Below are 17162 nucleotides of genomic sequence, written 5' to 3'. Positions count from 1 at the left end.
GCGGCGGGGCCGAATGGGGTGCGGCGGGAGCACGCCGGGGATATGGGTGTTACTATCGCAAACAGGGAGAAATTGCGTGCCGGGACCATCGATTCCGGTCTGCATGTCGACCTCATGTCCGTTGCACGGAGAGACGGTAAACAACCGAGAGACGAGAGAAGGACAGCACATGAAGGTTTGTGCTCAGTGCGGGAACCAGAATCCCGACGATGTCGTGTTCTGCGCCAACTGCGGCACCCCTCTGGGACAGGCGCCGCAGCAGGCCCAGGCACCGCAGCAGATGCCGACCGGTATGGTTCCGCAGACGATGCCGCAGCAGCCCATGCAGGCTCCTCAGGCCGTGCCGCAGCCGGCGCCCCAGGCCGTGCCCCAGATGATGCCGACGGGGCAGGTTCCTATGCAGCCGGCGCAACCCATGCCGGCGCCGCAGCCGATGCAGCAGGCCATGCCGACCGGGCAGATTCCGCAGGGCGTTCCCCAGCCGGCGGCTCCTATCGCGCCGACGGCTCCTATCGCGCCGGCGGCGCCGATGGCTCCCGCCGCCGCGACGGCGAAGATCAACAAGGGCCTGGTCGGTGGTATCGCGATTGCTGTGGTCGTCGTCCTCGTCGCTATCATCGCGGTTACGAAGGTGGTCGGGAACATGGGCGACCCCTCCAAGGTCGTGAACGACTATGTGACGGCTCTGTCCGAGGGACGCTACGGCGATGCCATTGCCATGGAGGGATCGTCGCTGAGCGACGCGCAGAAGGCGCTTCTCGCCAATTCCGTGGTGCAGGATGCCAATGACCGCATCTCGAACGTGGATGTGAGCCCGACCGGCAAGACCTCCGGCGCCACCCGCAACTTCAAGGTGGACTACACCTTCAACGGCCAGAGCCAGAGCGCCACGGTGGTGCTCAAGAAGGATGGCAAGAAGGGGCTTGTCGATAAATGGAAGTTCGAGAAATCGTTGCTCAGCGACATCTCCATCGACTACCCGTTGTGCATCACGCCCAACATCACCGTCAATGGGGTGACCGTCGGAGCCGACAACTCGTTCTTTGGCTACAAGGACATCGACGCGTCCTGCCAGCCGGGCGCGCTCGAAGGTGCTTATTCCGTCTACCGTTTCGCCGCATATCCTGGCAAATATCATCTGTCGCTCTCCGACAATGCAAAGTATCTCACGGTCTCCATGGTCTCCAGCAGTCCCTACGTCACGTCAACGTATATCAACGTTCCCGGTCCGAGGAGCGAGGGTGAAAGCGATGGGCCGTATGTGGAGCCACGCTCTGTGACGGTTTACCGGGTCGCCACCGACCAATTGGCGACCGATATCACCGCGCAGCTGAAAACAGCCTACGATTCCTGCATCAGTACCGCATCCAGCAATAGGAAGCCGGATGAATCCTGCGATATCTGGTGGAGCTCGGACCATACCAATTCCAATTACTCCAATTGGAAGTACACCGTCGCGCAGGAGCCCAAGATTACCTCGTCGGACTTCTACCTTGAGACGGAAAGCGACGGTTCCGTCACCGGAACCGTCTCAGCGGACGCTGCCTATGCCTACACGTATTCCTATAATTCGTCCTTCAGCTCGAGCGACGGGAGCAACGACGGCACATCGTCGCTGTATGCCACGTTCACCATCAAGGGAGACGACCTGACCGTGAAGCTTGAAGACTAGGGGCCGGCCGGTGACGGTTCGCCTTCGGCGCCACGGTTCGCTTCCGATAACAGGGCGTGTTGGAATCGTGGTTCCTTTGGCTCATCGCCACGCACTCCGCTGCCACGTTCCTGATGCGTGGAATGGCGAAAAGGCGCTCGCATGGCCCGCTTCGGCGGATTCCATGCGGGCGCCTTCGCGTTCCCCCGGACGATGATCGCCGTCGTTCCGCTTGCGGCGGTTGACGATGGGGCGGACGGGGGCGCGCGTGGACCGCGGGCCCCGTCGCGGTCGCGGGTGGGTGCATACTGGGGGCATGAGCAACAAGAAGCGAACCTCCGCCCCGTCCGCCGCTCCATCGGCCTCGCCGGCCGTCATGCGCGCGCCCCGCGTCTTCGAAGGGGAACAGGGCGACACCGACCCGCAGCGCCTGCCATGGAGTTACCGACACGGCATCGTCCTCGCCCTCGTGGTCACGGTGCTCAGCGCCGTCATCACCGCCTTCGTCGGCACGCTGCTGCATCGGCTTGGGCTGCGCCACGATTTTCCGATCGGCCTCATCCTGGCGCTTGTGCTGATCGGGCTGTCCGCCTGGAGCGCCCGCGCACGGTCGGGAACCTGGGGGCTCGTCGTGCATTTCATGGTGTCGATGGGCGTGCTCATGCATCTGGCTGGCTCCAACTCGGGACGCGCATACCTCATGCCCGTCGGGACGTCGCTGTTCCCCACGTGGATAGGCCAGAACGTCTCGTATGTGTGGCTGCTTGGCGCCGTCATCGTGCAGCTCGTGGTCATGTTCTTCCCGCACCGGTGGTTCGTCATCGAGCCCAGGGAAGATTCCGCCGTGGATTCCGTCGTGGATGATGACGGTGACGGAGCCGAGGCGGATGGCGCCGACGCCGGGACCGCCGGCACGACGGATGCCGCCGACGCTTCCGCCATCCGCGCCGATGGGACGGAGGGATCACGATGACGACATCGTTGTATTACCTGGGACCACGCGGCACTTTCACGCATCAGGCGGCGATGCTCGCCGCCCCGCGCCTGAACGCCATACGACGCGCCATGGCCGCCGCATCGCCCGCTCCGTCCTCTGCCGCCCCGTCCAGCGCCGCCCCGTGCGATGGAACCGACCTCGCCATCGTCGAGGCACCCACCGCCGCCGATATTTTCGAGCGCGTCAGCCGGCATGAGGGCTGGGGCGTCATCGCATGGGAGAACAACGTCGAGGGGTACGTCGTGCCCAATCTCGACGCGCTGCTCGACGCCCGCGACGTGGTCGGCATCGACCGCGTCAGCGTCGACATCGCCTTCGACGCCTTCGTGAGCGACGACCATGGCGAGCTCACCGAGGCCGCCGCCCATCCGCACGGCCTCGCCCAATGCGCCGGCTTCCTGCGCACACGCGGCCTGCGCCCCCATCCCGCCGATTCGAACGCCGCCGCATGCCGCGACATCGGGCCCCATCAGGTGGCCCTCGGCCCGCGCCTGTGCGGCGACCTGTACGGATTGCAGACCCTTGAGCGCAACGTGCAGGACTTCCAGGGCGCCCGCACCGACTTCCTCGTCATCGTGCCCCGCGGTACGGCGCGAGCCTACCTCGAGGCCGAACGCCGCCTCGACGCCGACGCCGACCATTACGAGTCCATCCTCGGCCTCGTGCCGCTGCACACGGGGCCCGGCACCGTCGCCACCATGCTCGACGTGCTGCGCGATGCGGGGCTGAACATGACGAGCTTCATCTCCCGCCCCATCAAGGGACGCGACGGCACCTACAGCTTCATCGCCACCATCGACGCCGCCCCATGGAAGCCCTCCTTCCGCGAGGCGCTGCGTGGCATGACGACAAGCGACACATGGGCCAAGACGCTCGCCGTCTACGAACGGCGCGACCGCCCCGACCCGCCCATCAGCGCATGGATGCTGCCCGACGGGGGAGTGCGCCCCGGCGATGACGGGGCGGGCGGAACGCCCGACGCCGACGACGCAACGACAGCCGGGGAAGACCGGGAAACCAGACAAGAGCGGGAGGAAAGGGAACTGCTGTGGAGATGATCGTGGACGGACTGCACAAGGATCTGTCGACCCTGAGCGTCGGAGTCGCGGGCCTGGGGCTCATCGGCGGCTCCGTGGCGCGCCGTTTCGCCCGGGCGGGCGTGCGCACGCTCGCGTGGAACCATCACGACACGCCGTACGAGGCGGCGCGCGCCGAAGGCATCCACTGCGTGGAAACGGTGGAGGGGCTCGCCGCCAGCGGCGTCGACATCCTCTTCCTATGCACGCCGCTGCGCGCCATGGACGACATCCTGGGGCGCATCGCCCCGGTCCTGCCCCCGCAGACGACGCTCAGCGACGTCGGCAGCGTCAAGACGAGGGTCCACGATTCCGTCGCCGCCGCCGGACTCGACCGTCAGTACGTCGGCGCCCACCCCATGGCCGGCTCCGAGTTCTCCGGATTCTCCGCCTCCTCGGCGCAGCTGCTCGACGGAGCGCTGTGGGCGTTGACCTTCGACGACCAGACCGACTACCTGCGCTACCTGCTCATGGCCCGCACCATCACCGACGTGCTCGGCAACACGTTCATCGGCGTCGATAACGCCACCCATGATGCGGCGGCCGCCCTCATCAGCCACATGCCCCATGTGGTGTCGACGGCGCTCGCGAACACGCTGTGCGACTCTCCCGACTGCAAGGTCGGCGTCGCTCTGTCGGCGGGGTCATGGCGCGACATGACGCGCGTCGCCCTCACCGATCCGGCGCGCACGCAGGCCATGGTGGAGGAGAATCCGGCGAATGTGGCGGCGCTGGTGCGGCAGGTGGCGCAGCGCCTGCTCGACGTGGCCGATGTGCTCGACGACCCCGAGGGGCGCGCCATCGACCTCACCGCGTTCTTCGCCGAGGCCGACCCGTACCGCCGGTACAAGAAGGCGCAGCGCGACGGGGAGCCGATGGAAAACGGCACGCTGACGGTGCAGTCACGTTCGTGGCGGCACCAGCTCGTGGAATCGGCGCGACGGGGCGAGCGCATCACCCATGTGCGCGCGATTCGCGAATTCGATATCAGCTGGCAGCGCGTGCCCGATACGTCGGATGTGACCTACCGCGCCCTGTGATGGGGCGCGCGACGCCGGCGCCTCCGTCAGCGACGGGGGAGACGGCGCTCGGGGACGGGTTTGAGACGCACGATGGAGGACGCGTCAATCGTGACGTGTTCGGCAGGGCGCCGTCCGTTCGCCGACGCGTCGCGCTCCAGTTCGAGCGTCGCCCCGTCCCATGACAGCACATGCCCGACGAAATCCCGGTAGGTACGCCGCCCCGTGCGTTCATCCGCCCCGTCATCCGTCCGCACCACGATGCGTGCTCCGACGGGAATGGTGACGGGGAGCCGAACGGAGCCGTTTGGATGGGCGGCGGCGTTCTCCGCGTGAGATGATTGCGACACGCCGGAAACCTGAGGCGTGTCGTTGTGCGTGCCCTCTGGGTGGGGCGTGGTGCCGGATGCGGGGGAATCGTGTCGATCATTGACAAAAGCCATGCCGCCACGATATCTCCAACCCGCCCCGTCCCGTCGTGTCTTCTCCACGGCGGCGACCGGCGGGATATCCTTGTCGTGAACCGATCGGAACGGACGAGGAGAGGAGCCATGACGGAATTGGACGAGACGGCACGGGCCGGCCTGCCGACGGTGCGGGGAGCCGACGAGGCCCTGGATTCCTTCCTGAAGTATCTGCGCGTCAATCGTGGTCTGTCGCGCAACACCATCCGCTCCTACCGCTCCGACATCAGCGCCTGCCTCGACATCCTCGCGCGCCGCGGCATTGCACACCTGGACGACGTCACCCTCGACGACCTTCGCGATTGGATCGGCCACGAGTCTCGCACACATGAGAAAAGCAGCATGGCGCGCAAAATCGTGGCCGTCCGTGCGTTCTTCGGTTTCTGCTCGTTGCGCGGCATCACGTCGGGCGACCCCGCGGAATCGTTGACCACGCCGAAACTCGCCGCCCCGTTGCCCACCGTACTCACCGAGGACCAGGCGCGCGTCATGCTCGACGACGCCGACCGCCGTGCCGAAGCGGATGCCGGGGCCGGCACCACTGTCCGTACCGCCGGCGACCTGTCACGCGCCGTCGATGCCACCGCCGTTTCGGATGCCGCGGACATCGCCGACGAGGCGGCGAGGAAACGCGCCGCCCTCGAGTTGCGCGACGCCGCCATCGTGGAAGTGCTGTACGCCACGGGGATGCGCGTCGCCGAACTCGTCGCCCTCGACATCGACGACATCGACGACGCCCAGCGCACCATGCGCGTCACCGGCAAAGGCAACAAGACGCGCGTCGTTCCTTTCGGGGCGCCAGCCCGCCGCGCCCTCGACGCGTGGCTCGAACGCGGCCGCCCCGAGATTCTGCGCTTCGCGCGCGCGGCACGGGGCGGTGCACGGGGCGCCGTGCGAAAGCCGCGGGGAGCGGCCGGCGCATCGCCGGATGCTTCCGCGTCGTCCGATAACCGCGCCGTGTTCCTCGGCGCCAGGGGAGGGCGGCTCAACCAGCGTCAGGCGCGAGAGGTGGTGCATCGTCTGGCGCAGGAGGCCGGCGTGCCCGATATCGCGCCCCACGCCCTGCGCCATTCCGCGGCGACGCATCTGCTCGACGGCGGCGCGGATCTGCGCGAGGTCCAGGAGATGCTCGGCCATTCGTCGCTGCGCACCACCCAGCGCTACACGCATGTCTCCATGGAGCGTCTCGTCGAGACCTACCGTCAGGCCTTCCCGAGAGCGTAGCCGGTTCGTCCGTGGTGAGGTTTCTTCGCCATGAGGGGTGGTTTTCGGGGAAAGAAGGCGGTTTTGAGGTTGGGCTGCGCCCCATGGCGAGGATTCTTCGCCATGAACACAGTTGTTTGAGATTCAGACGATTGCGCGGCGGTTTGGCGCGTTCACTGAGAGCGATCGTGTGCATTGAACGCCCCGCGCGCCGCCCGCCCCCGCCGCACACCGCGCACCCCGCGCAGATGCGGCTTCCCCTTCGCGCACAATCCGTGCGATGATTGCCTTCGTCAAGCGACGGCTGTACGGTATCTTGTTCGTGACAATCGCCACGCGGCTGTCTCCCCTTGCGCACGCCCGTTCAGGAAGGTTCCGGCCACGGTACGGATCCGAACGGCGGAGTGGGAGCGACGCCGTCGTGCCGTCAGCAAGTCAGTTGGAAGGAGAACATATGCGCTTGCCAGCGAAGGTGCTGGCCGCGGTGGTGTGTGCCGCCACGGTCATCATGCCCCTGGGCGCGTGCGGTAGCTCGTCGGAGTCGTCCCAGCAGGACATGATCATCAGCTACTACGCCAGCGAACCCCAGAATCCGCTGATTCCGGGCGATACGAACGAAACCGGCGGCGGGCACGTCATCGACATGCTGTTCTCCGGCCTCGTCGGCTATGACAAGGACGGCAATTCCGTCAACGAGGTGGCCAAGAGCATCACCGCCCAGGACAACAACACCGTCTACGACATCGTGCTCAACGATGACTGGACCTTCGACGACGGCACGCCGGTGACGGCCGAATCGTTCACGAAGGCGTGGAGCTACACGGCGAACGCCACGAACGCGCAGATGGAGGCGAGCTTCTTCGCGCCCATCGAGGGCTACGACGATCTGCAGAACGGCGACGCCCCGTCCGACGCGCAGCTGTCGGGCCTCGACGTCATCTCCGACTACGAGTTCACGGTCACGTTGTCGGCCCCGTCCGCGTCGTTCCCGATCATGCTCGGCTGCAACGCGTTCTACCCGCTGCCCGAAAGCTTCTACGATGACCCCGCCGCCTACGGCGAGCACCCGATTGGCAACGGCCCCTACAAGTTCGCCTCGTGGTCGCATAACCAGGACATCCTCGTGACGCGCAACGACGACTACCGCGGCAACTTCCCGGCGCATAACGACGGCATCGACTTCGTCATCTACACCGACGTCGACACCGCCTACGCCGACGTGCAGGCGGGCAACCTCGATCTGCTCGACACCGTGCCGTCGTCCTCCGCCGTTACCTTCCAGTACGACCCGACGGTGCAGTCCGTGAACAACCCGGGCTCCGTCATCCAGACCTACACGATCCCCAGCGACACGCCGCATTTCGGCGATGACGAGGAGGGACACCTGCGCCGCCAGGCCATCTCGATGGCCATCAACCGCGAGACGCTGTGCGACAAGATCAAGGGCGGCACGGCCACGCCGGCCACCGACTTCCTCTCGCCGACGGTGCCGGGCTACTCCGACTCCCTCGAGGGCTCCGACGTGCTGACGTACAACCCCGACAAGGCCAGGGAGCTGTGGGCCGAGGCCAACGCCATCTTCCCGTGGGATGACGCCAACGACGTCGTGAAGTTCTCCTACAACTCCGACAACTCCAGCGCCAAGTCGCTGTTCGAGGCGGTCTCGCACTTCGTGACGAACACGCTGGGCGTGCGCGCCGAGACCAACCCGATCTCGACGTTCTCCGAGTTCCGCCAGGAGGTCACCGACCGCCAGCTCAAGACCGCGTTCCGCACCGGCTGGCAGCCCGACTACCCGTCGGCAGACAACTACCTCGTGCAGCTGTACGATTCGGCCGCCGCCGACGGCAACGGCTCGAACGACGGCGACTACAAGAACGCCGATTTCGACGCCCTCATGGACAAGGCCGCGTCGGCCACGTCCACCGCGGAGGCGATATCGTACTACCAGCAGGGCGAGGAGATCCTGCTGCGCGACCTGCCGGCGACGCCGCTGTACTATGACAACGCCGTGGTCGTCAGCGCCATCGGCGTGCAGAACGTCGATACCAACTGGAAGAACGTCCCGGTGCTCCAGGACGTCACGAAGGACGTGTCGAGGAAATAGGAGACGAGATGGGAAAATACGTTCTGAGAAGAATCCTGCAGATGATCCCCGTCGTGCTCGGCACGACGCTGCTCATCTACGCCCTGGTCTTCGCACTGCCGGGCGACCCGGTCAAGGCGATGTTCGGCGAGAAGCCGGTCAATGACGCCGTCGCCGCGCAGATCAGGAGCGAGTACAACCTCGACAAGCCGTTCATCGTCCAGTACCTGCTGTTCCTCAAGAACGCGCTGACGCTGAACTTCGGCAACACCTTCGCCGGCCGCCCCGTCATCGACGTCATCGCCGGCGCCTTCCCGGTCACGATCAAGCTCGCGCTCATGGCCTTCGTGTTCGAAGGCCTGTTCGGCGTAATCTTCGGCATCATCTCCGGCCTGAAGAAGGGCACCTGGTACGATTCGGTGATTCTCATCGTCTCGCTGCTGCTCATCTCCGTGCCGACCTTCGTGACGGGCTTCGTGGGCCAGTACCTGTTCGGCGTCAAGTGGCAGATCCTGCCCGTGACCGCCGGACGCAACCCGGGCTTCCTCGACCTGCTCATGCCGGCCTGCGTCCTCGGCTCCGTGTCGATGGCGTACATCATCAGGCTGACACGCACCGAGGTGGCCTCCAACAAGACGGCCGACTACGTGCGCACCGCGCGCGCCAAGGGCATGAGCAACCGCGCCGTCACGATGCGCCACATCCTGCGCAACTCGCTTATCCCCGTCGTCACCTACCTCGGTGCCGACCTGGGCAGCCTCATGGGCGGCGCCATGATCACCGAGCGCATCTTCAACATCCAGGGAATCGGCAACACGCTGTGGCAGGCCATCCTGCGCGGAGAGGGAACGCTGACGGTGTCCATCGTGACGCTGCTCGTGCTCGTCTTCGTCGTGTGCAACCTGATCGTCGATCTGCTGTACGCGGTCCTCGACCCGCGTATCCGCTATGAGTGAGGGGAGAGGAACGGACATGACCGCACAGAACCACGCAATCGCGACGCCGTCCGCCCAGGGCGCCCTGCCCGGGCAGGAACGCTACGTCGCCCCCATCGAGGAGACCCCGCTCAAGGAGGTCGACTCCGTTGACGAATCCCAGCCCGCCCGCAGCATGTGGAGCGAGGCCTGGCGAACGCTGCGCCGCAACCCGCTGTTCATCGTCTCCGCCGTGCTCATCGTGCTCGTGCTGCTCGTGGCGATCTTCCCGAGCCTGTTCACGAAAGGCAATCCGAACTACTGCGACCTCGAGAACTCGCTGAACCCCAGTTCGCCGAGCCACCCGTTCGGCTACGACCTGCAGGGCTGCGACGTGTACACGCGCACGATTTACGGAACGCGCGCCTCGCTGTCCGTCGGCGTGCTCACCACCATCCTCGTCGTGATCATCGGCGGCCTCATCGGCGCCGTCGCCGGCTACTTCGGCGGATGGGTCGACGCCGTGCTCAGCCGCATCACCGACATCTTCTACGCCATCCCGCTGCTTCTTGGCGCCATCGTGGTGCTCCAGATGTTCCGCACATCCACCTCGATCTGGAAGGTCGTGTTCGTGCTCGCGCTGTTCGGCTGGGTGTCGGTGGCGCGCATCACGCGAAGCTCCGTCATGGAGGCCAAGAACCTCGAGTTCAACACGGCCTCCGAGGCGCTCGGCCTGTCGCGTGGGCGCAACCTGTTCAAGCACGTCATCCCGAACTCCCTGGCGCCCGTCATCGTCGTCGCCACCACGTCGCTCGGCACGTACATCGTGTCGGAGGCCACGCTGAGCTTCCTCGGCATCGGCCTTCCCACGACCGTCGTCAGCTGGGGCGGTGACATCTCCGCCGCCCAGAACCTCCTGCGCGTCGCGCCGACCGTGCTGTTCTGGCCGTCGCTGGCGCTCGCCATCACCGTGCTCGCCTTCATCATGATGGGCGACGCCGTGAGGGACGCGCTGGATCCCAAGAGCCGCAGCCTGTGAGCAACAGAGGGGAAAGACAATGAGCAATACCACCATCGAAGCGTCGTCGAGCAAATCTGGCGCGACGCAGTCCGATTCCGCACCCCGCCCGCTGCTCGAGGTCAAGGACCTGCAGGTGCAGTTCACCACGAGCACCGGCTCGTTCACGGCCGTGCGCGACTCCGACTTCACCGTCTACCCGGGCCAGTGGGTGGCCATCGTGGGCGAGTCCGGCTCGGGCAAGTCCACGAGCGCCATGTCCGTGCTGGGCCTCCTGCCGGGCACGGGGCACGTCACCGGCGGCTCCATCAAGCTCGACGGCGAGGACATCACGCATTACACGAGCAAGCAGTTCGAGTCCATCCGCGGCAAGAGGATCGGCCTCGTGCCGCAGGACCCGATGAGCAACCTCAACCCCGTGTGGCGCATCGGCACCCAGGTCAAGGAGGCGATCGTCGCCAACGGTATGGACGTCAAGCGCGAGAAGCGCTCCGAACTGGCGCAGCGCCTGGCTGACAGCGAGACGGACGGCCACTACCACGGCGACGACGACGAGCTGTTCATCGGTTCCGCCCAGCTGCCGCAGCTGATCGAGAACGCCCGCGCCGCCGTCGCCTCCGTGACGGACGACGCCGAGGCCGTCGAGAAGGCCATGGCGCATTTCAATGAGCAGTGGGTGGCCGGTTCGTCCACCCGCTGGCAGGTACGCGAGGACCTCATCGCCGCTGGCGTGCCGGCGGACGAGGCCAAGCGCATCGCGACGACCTACGTCGTCGGTGCCACGATGGACGACCGCATCGCCGGCCTCCTGACCGAAGCGGGCCTTCCCGACGCCGCCACGAGGGCGCGCCAGTACCCGTATGAGTTTTCCGGCGGCATGCGTCAGCGTGCGCTGATCGCCATCGGCCTGGCCGCGCGCCCCGAGCTGCTTATCGCCGACGAGCCGACCTCTGCCCTCGATGTGACGGTGCAGAAGCGCATCCTCGACCACCTGCAGTTCCTCACCGACTCGCTGGGAACCGCCGTGTTGTTCATCACGCACGACCTGGGCCTGGCGGCGGAGCGTGCGCAGCACATCGTCGTCATGTACAAGGGGCGCGTCGTCGAGTCCGGCCCGAGCCTCGAGGTGCTTCAGCACCCGCAGCATCCGTACACGAAGCGCCTCGTCGCCGCCGCCCCGTCGCTGGCATCGCAGCGCATCATCTCCGCGCGCCAGCGCGGTGACGCTGCCGCCGCCGACGCCTCGCTCGACCACGCCGCCAAGGATGCCCAGCAGATCGCCGGCTCCGAAACGATCATCGAGGTGCAGCATCTGGTCAAGGAGTTCAAGATGCCGCGGCGCAAGGAGATGTTCCGCGCCGTCGACGACGTCTCGTTCTCCGTGCGCCGCGGAACCACCTGCGCCATCGTGGGCGAGTCGGGCTCCGGCAAGTCCACCGTGGCGAACATGGTGCTCCATCTGCTCGATCCGACGAGCGGAACCGTGCTGTACGAGGGCAAGGACGTGCACTCCTTCGACAGGAGGCAGCTGCTCGACTTCCGCCGCCACGTGCAGCCCGTGTTCCAGAACCCGTACGGCTCCCTCGACCCGATGTACTCGATCTACCGCTCCATCGAGGAGCCGCTGAAGATCCACGGCATCGGCAACAAGAAGACGCGTCTGGCGCGCGTCAGGGAGCTGCTCGACATGGTGAGCCTGCCCCAGTCCACGATGACGCGCTACCCGAACGAGCTGTCGGGCGGCCAGCGCCAGCGCATCGCCATCGCGCGCGCCATGGCGCTCAACCCCGACGTCATCGTGTGCGACGAGGCCGTCTCGGCGCTCGACGTGCTCGTGCAGGACCAGGTGCTCCATCTGCTCAACGACTTGCAGGCGGAGCAGGGCCTGAGCTACCTGTTCATCACGCATGACCTCGCCGTGGTGCGCCAGATCGCCGACGACGTGGTGGTTATGCGCCAGGGCAAGCTCGTGGAGCATGCCACGACGGACGAGGTGTTCAACTCGCCCAAGACGCAGTACACGCGCGACCTGCTCGACGCCATCCCCGGCGGCAGCCTCAAGCTCGGCCTTGACTGAGCCGTGACTGAGCGCGGGGCAGGAGACGCGGAACCGATAACGCGGAACCGACCGCATGGAACTGACGGGCGGCGCGTCCGGCCGGGAATGCCCGGGCGGGCGCGCCGCTTTCGGTTGCAGGCGCTACGATGGGGCCGACGATGAGGCGAACGGAAAGGAACGACGCATGATCGAGATCACGACGTCGAATGTGAACGGCATACGCGCCGCACGGCGCAAGGGCATCGAGACATGGGCCGTCGGGCATGCGCCCGACGTGTGGTGCATGCAGGAGGTGCGCGCGCCTCAGAGCGAGGTCGACCCCATCTTCGACAGCATCGCCGCCGATTACGCTCAGGCTGGGAGGATCGATTCCCCCGCCGCCCTCGACCGTCTCAACGAGGTGTGCCGCATCAAGGGGCGCGCCGGCGTGGGCCTGCTCAGCGCCCTTCCTATCGTGGAGAAGCGCTACGGTCTGCCCGGTCTCGAGGAGGACGTCGACTCGGGCCGCTGGATCGAGGCGGACGTGCGCACGCCCCAGGGCTACGTCATCACCGTGGCCTGCGTGTACGTGCACGCCGGCCAGGCGGAGGACGAGGTCAAGATGACGCAGAAGTACCGCTTCCTCGACACGATGCGCAAGCGGCTGGCGCAGCTGCGCGACGAGGCGGCCGGCGGCGGGCGCCAGGCGGTGCTGTGCGGCGATTTCAACATCGCGCATACGGAGCTGGACATCGCCCGTCCCAAGCAGAACGTCGACCACTCCGGCTTCCTGCCGCAGGAGCGCGCATACGTCGACACATGGCTCGACGAATTCGAGTTCGTCGACGTGGTGCGCGACCTCGCCGGCGACATCCAGGGCCCCTACACGTGGTGGAGCCAGCGCGGACGCGCCTTCGACAACAATGTGGGCTGGCGCATCGACTATCAGTTCGCCACGCCGGAGCTCGCGCAGCAGGCGAGGGGCTTCGTCATCGACAAGGCGCCCAGCTACGACGCCCGCTGGTCCGACCATGCGCCGCTCACCGTCAGCTACGACGTCTGAGGGGTGCGGGGCGCCGTAGCTCGCCCCGCCGCGGCCATCCCGTCGACTTTTGACAGGAACATGTGGCACAATGAACACGACACAAGGGCGTCGCGCCTGAAGGGGGCGGCGCATGACAACGACGGCGCGGCCAGGTGCGCGCCACGGCAAAGGAACGGATATGGGACTTTTCGGTTTCGGCAGGAAGAAGCACAAGAAGGACGAGGAGGCCGTCGCCGACCAGACCGACGAGACCGTGGCGCAGGACGCGGATGATGCGGCCGACGAGGCCGAGGACGCCGCTGAGGCGAAGGATGCGGCGGATGCCGAGGACCAGGAGGCGCAGGACGCCGAGAACGGCGCTGAGGATTCCGATGATGACGACTCCGAGGATTCCGACGACGACAAGGAGGAACTCGAGCCCGGCCCGTGGGATTACGACGAGGACGGCGTCGACCCCGATGACGACGACGGTTACATCTCCTTTGGCTCCATCTTCCTTCCCATCGAGCCGGGCATGACGATCCGCGCCCGCCGCACGAACGAGGGCATCCAGTCCGTCACGGTTACGATCGACAACTCCAGCGTCGTCGTGGTCCCGCTTGCCGCGCCGAAGACCCTCGGCCTGTGGGACGAGCTGTCCGACGAGCTGCTCGAGTCGCAGGACGGCGCGAAGATCGAGGAAGGACGCTTCGGAGACGAGGTCATGCTCCCCGTCGACGTCAAGGGCAAGACGATGACCTCGCGCGTCGTGGGCGTGGACGGACCGCGCTGGATGCTCCAGGGCGTCTTCTCCGGCGACGCCGCCACGGCCGATGCCGACGACCCCAAGCGCACGCATATCGAGGATTACTTCTCCCGCATCATCGTGCGCCGCGGCTCCGAACCGCTCGCCCCGCGCGACATCATCCCGATCATGCCGCCGAAAACCGCCGCCCAGCGCCGCGCCGAAGCCGAGGCCGCGGCCAAGAACGCCTCGAAGAAGCCCGACGTCACGAAGAACGACACCGACGTCCCGCAGAGCTACGACGTGCAGCACAAGGTGCAGACCACCATGCGCCGCGGCCCCATGTTCTCGGAGATGCGCTAGGCCCATGGAACGTACGGATGCCGAGGAGGCCGTGACGGACGACACGCCTGAGACCCGGGGCGCGGCGCAGCAGCCGCGCACGGGCATCGCCTCCCTGGCGTCCGACGATTTCAGCGTCGTCAACGCCATCGGGGGAGTCAGGGGCGTCGTCGAATCCGTCGTTCCCAGCCTCCTGTTCCTCGCGCTGTACCTCGTCACGCACGATACGGCGCTCACCGTCGAGATTTCGCTGGGTCTGTGCGTGGCGGAGGTCATCGTGCGCCTCGCCCAGCGGCAGACCGTCATGGGGGCCATTTCGGGCTCCGTCATGGTCCTCGTCTGCCTCGTCGCCGCCTTCACCAGCAACGACGCTCGCAACTACTACCTGCCAGGCTGCATCATCAACGCCGTGTTCGGCGTGGCGCTGCTCGTCTCCCAGGCCTTCCGCGTGCCCGGCATCGGCCTCGTCGTCGAATTCATGCGCACCCTGCCCACGTCGAACTACCGCGAGTGGTACCGCGCGTGGCACGGCGACGCCCGCCTCGTGCACGCCTACACCGTCGTGTCATGGGTGTGGATCGCCCTGTTCGTGGTGCGCGACTCCTTCCAGATTCCGCTGTACCTGACCAACAACGTGACATGGCTCGGCGGCATCGCGCTGGCGCTCGGCGTCCCGGGCTTCGCGCTTATCTGCTGGATCTCGTACCTCATCATTCAGGAGCCGCTGCACGAGCATCGCCTGGCGGAGAAGGCCGTGCACGAAGCGGAGGGCGACACGCCCGACACGCCGAATACGCAGGACAAGCCGGATGGGCGGGGCTGATTCTCGTATAAGCCCCGCGCCGTCGGACACGCCGGACATGTCAGACACGCCGCGCCGCCACAGCGCGCCGCATATATCGTCTACCACCACAAGGAGCACCATGGACGTCGAGATCACCATCGAACGGTATGCCGACCAGGGCCGATGCGTCGGCCACGTGGACGGGCGCGTCGTATTCGTGCGCTTCGCCCTGCCGGGGGAGCGCGTGCGCGTCACCCTCGACGAGCCGCATGACCGCGAGGACCGTTTCTGGACCGGAGAGGTGACCGAGGTGCTCGACCCCAGTCCCGACCGCGTCACGCCCGTCTGGCCGCTCGCCGGCCCCGTGGCTGACGGGGGAGGCGTGGGCGGCGCCGACCTCATCCATGTGTCGTTGCCCGGCCAGCTCGCTTGGAAGAAAGCGGTCATAGACGACCAGATGAAGCGCCTGGGGCATGTCGACACCGACGTGCAGGTGGTGCGCGCTCCCGGCGACGAGGAGGAGGGCGGCCTGCACTGGCGCACCCGCATCGAGCTCATCGCCGACGACGAGGGGCATCCCTCCATGCGCCGCCGCGGGTCGCATACGCGCGTGCCCATCGACGACATGCCGCTCGCTACTCGTACCCTGCTCGACGTGGCAGAGCAGACCCAGCTGTGGCACGGCGGGTTCGAACCCGGCAGCCAGATTCGCGTGGTGGCGCCCGAACCCAGGGAAGAGGCAGGTGCGACGCCATTCGACGCTCGCGCCACGGCCGATGCCCACCGCACTGATGCCGATGCGCCGGATTACGCCCTCATGGTCGATGGCAGGCAGCGTGATGGCCGCCGCCTGCTCACGGAGGATGTGGACGTGACGATTCCGGGCGCTGAGAGCGCCACGCGTTTCAGCTATTGCGTGGATTGCGGCGGCTTCTGGCAGGTGCATCGCCTGGCGCCGAACCTGCTGGTGCAGCATGTGCTTGACCTTGCGGCCACGGTGCTGCGCGGCACCACGACCGCGTGCATCTGGGATTTGTTCTCGGGCTCGGGACTGTTCACCTTGCCGCTTGCTCTGACTGCCGCCCCGCGCGTGCGCATGCTCAGCGTGGAGGGCGCTCCCAACGCTGTGCGCAACGCCCAGCGCAACCTCGATCGCTACCATGTGCGCGCCGTGGACGCGCTGGTGGGGGATGTCGCGCGCACATTGCGCACCGTCCCCTCGCGCCTGTCGCATCCCGATCTCGTGGTGCTTGATCCGCCGCGTGCCGGCGCCCGCGCCGACGTGTGCCGTCGCATCGCCGCAGCCGCGCCTCGCGGCATCATCTACGTGGCGTGCGACCCCACCAGCCTGGCCCGCGACACCGCCACGCTCACCGCCGCCGGCTATCGCCTGACCGATATCCGCGCCTACGACATCTATCCCATGACACACCACGTTGAGACGGTGGCATTGTTCGTGAAGGACTGACCAGGGCCATCTTGGCCGCTGATCGACCAAGATACCGATCAAGATTCGGCAAGCACCGCAATCAACGTTGCCCTCGCCGCTGTGCCGCTGTTCTCCCTCCAATCGTCCATGATCTCCGCGTTCGGCAGCGACCCGGGTTTCAAACACACGATGGGCGTGTGCGTGGGCGTCGGCACGTGTGCCGTTATCTGCGTCATGTCAATCGTCATGGTCGTGCGCGGAGCGCGCAGGCTCAGGCGAATCAAGCGGGAACACGATGCATGAGCGGTAACGGCGAACCGGGTGCGTGGGCGCTGGAATCGCCATGGCGTATCTCGACGCAATGGCGAGGAT

At 66.6% G+C, this 17162-nt stretch carries 14 protein-coding genes; 13 read left to right on the top strand and 1 reads right to left on the bottom strand.

All coding sequences use genetic code 11. The annotated features are described in order from the left end of the window. Positions 1 to 169 precede the first annotated feature (169 nt). From PSRA_RS01020 to PSRA_RS01005, 4 genes are all read left to right on the top strand, one after another. Positions 170 to 1672 (top strand): zinc ribbon domain-containing protein, encoded by a 1503-nt coding sequence (locus tag PSRA_RS01020; RefSeq protein ID WP_158216279.1) that lies wholly within the window; start codon positions 170 to 172, stop codon positions 1670 to 1672. A gap of 295 nt (positions 1673 to 1967) precedes the next feature. Then, entirely contained in the window at positions 1968 to 2624 is a 657-nt protein-coding gene (locus PSRA_RS01015; RefSeq protein WP_094659993.1) for a hypothetical protein, read from the top strand. Further along, on the top strand, positions 2621 to 3706 hold the full coding sequence (locus PSRA_RS01010; protein ID WP_094659992.1) for a prephenate dehydratase: 1086 nt from the start codon (positions 2621 to 2623) through the stop codon (positions 3704 to 3706). The genes PSRA_RS01015 and PSRA_RS01010 overlap by 4 nt, the downstream gene beginning before the upstream one ends. Next, positions 3703 to 4764, top strand: a complete 1062-nt coding sequence (locus PSRA_RS01005; protein ID WP_094659991.1) for a prephenate dehydrogenase — start codon at positions 3703 to 3705, stop codon at positions 4762 to 4764. Before PSRA_RS01010 ends, PSRA_RS01005 begins: the two co-directional genes overlap by 4 nt. Before the next feature lie 26 nt (positions 4765 to 4790). On the opposite strand, the gene PSRA_RS01000 is transcribed toward PSRA_RS01005, so the two are convergent. Further along, positions 4791 to 5093, bottom strand: a complete 303-nt coding sequence (locus PSRA_RS01000) for a DUF6725 family protein (RefSeq protein ID WP_094660035.1) — start codon at positions 5091 to 5093, stop codon at positions 4791 to 4793. Between the two features lie 201 nt (positions 5094 to 5294). Between PSRA_RS01000 and PSRA_RS00995 the strand changes: the two genes are divergently transcribed. The 9 genes from PSRA_RS00995 to PSRA_RS00955 all read left to right on the top strand — a co-directional run bounded on the left by PSRA_RS00995 (position 5295) and on the right by PSRA_RS00955 (position 16829). Continuing rightward, positions 5295 to 6431, top strand: a complete 1137-nt coding sequence (locus tag PSRA_RS00995) for a tyrosine recombinase XerC (RefSeq protein ID WP_094659990.1) — start codon at positions 5295 to 5297, stop codon at positions 6429 to 6431. A 433-nt stretch (positions 6432 to 6864) separates the two neighbouring features. Further along, positions 6865 to 8517: a peptide ABC transporter substrate-binding protein gene (locus PSRA_RS00990; protein WP_094659989.1), complete on the top strand. Its 1653-nt coding sequence runs from the start codon at positions 6865 to 6867 to the stop codon at positions 8515 to 8517. Positions 8518 to 8525: 8 nt separating this feature from the next. Beyond that, positions 8526 to 9452, top strand: coding sequence for an ABC transporter permease (locus tag PSRA_RS00985; protein WP_094659988.1), 927 nt, complete (start codon positions 8526 to 8528; stop codon positions 9450 to 9452). Positions 9453 to 9468: 16 nt separating this feature from the next. Beyond that, positions 9469 to 10449 (top strand): ABC transporter permease, encoded by a 981-nt coding sequence (locus PSRA_RS00980; RefSeq protein ID WP_094659987.1) that lies wholly within the window; start codon positions 9469 to 9471, stop codon positions 10447 to 10449. Between the two features lie 19 nt (positions 10450 to 10468). Continuing rightward, entirely contained in the window at positions 10469 to 12505 is a 2037-nt protein-coding gene (locus tag PSRA_RS00975; RefSeq protein ID WP_094659986.1) for a dipeptide ABC transporter ATP-binding protein, read from the top strand. Positions 12506 to 12671: 166 nt separating this feature from the next. Continuing rightward, positions 12672 to 13529 (top strand): exodeoxyribonuclease III, encoded by an 858-nt coding sequence (locus tag PSRA_RS00970; RefSeq protein WP_094659985.1) that lies wholly within the window; start codon positions 12672 to 12674, stop codon positions 13527 to 13529. 160 nt (positions 13530 to 13689) lie between these two features. Beyond that, complete coding sequence (locus PSRA_RS00965; protein WP_158216278.1) at positions 13690 to 14598, top strand: DUF3710 domain-containing protein; 909 nt, start codon at positions 13690 to 13692, stop codon at positions 14596 to 14598. Between the two features lie 4 nt (positions 14599 to 14602). After that, complete coding sequence (locus tag PSRA_RS00960) at positions 14603 to 15400, top strand: DUF3159 domain-containing protein (RefSeq protein WP_094659983.1); 798 nt, start codon at positions 14603 to 14605, stop codon at positions 15398 to 15400. Between the two features lie 100 nt (positions 15401 to 15500). After that, the gene (locus PSRA_RS00955; RefSeq protein WP_094659982.1) at positions 15501 to 16829 is read left to right on the top strand and encodes a class I SAM-dependent RNA methyltransferase; all 1329 of its coding nucleotides are present in this window, start codon (positions 15501 to 15503) and stop codon (positions 16827 to 16829) included. The last annotated feature ends 333 nt before the right edge of the window (positions 16830 to 17162 follow it).

This window comes from Pseudoscardovia radai, assembly GCF_002259605.1.
Taxonomy (GTDB): domain Bacteria; phylum Actinomycetota; class Actinomycetes; order Actinomycetales; family Bifidobacteriaceae; genus Pseudoscardovia; species Pseudoscardovia radai.
Note: the sequence above shows the minus strand (reverse complement) of the source record. Positions and strands in the feature narration are given on the sequence as shown.